At 37.0% G+C, this 546-nt stretch carries 1 pseudogene; it reads right to left on the bottom strand.

Going from position 1 to position 546, the window contains the following annotated elements:
• Positions 1-546, bottom strand: a pseudogene (locus tag AC1TPB_RS25055) (glutamine-hydrolyzing GMP synthase); the annotation flags it as partial.

Here is a 546-nt window from a genome sequence, read left to right as displayed (position 1 = left end):
CTTAATGGTTCAACTAGCTCAAATTTAATATCATCAGGAAGACCACCAACGTTATGGTGAGATTTGATTGTTTGTGCAGTTGCAGTACCACTTTCTACGATATCTGTGTAAAGCGTACCTTGTGCAAGGTATTTGAAATCATCGAATTTATCGGACTCTTCTTGGAACACATAGATAAATTCATTACCGATGATTTTACGTTTTTGTTCAGGATCATCTACGCCCTTTAACTTACCTAAGAAGCGTTCTTGAGCATCGATTTTGATAACTTTCATATCGAATTTGCCAACGAATGTTTCCATTACGCTTTCAGCTTCATCTTTACGCAGTAGACCATGATCGATAAACATACAAGTCAATTGATCACCGATTGCTTTATGCAACAAAATAGCGACAACAGAAGAATCTACACCGCCAGATAGTGCACAAAGAACTTTATTATTACCTACTTGCTTACGAATATCGGCAATCGTATTTTCGATGAATGATTCCATCGTCCAGTTACCTTCAACTTGACATACGTTGTACAAGAAGTTACGAATCATT

This window comes from Paenibacillus sp. Y951 (assembly GCF_056786395.1).
The sequence above is the reverse complement of the archived record's forward strand: the minus strand, read 5'-3'. Positions and strand labels throughout refer to the sequence as shown.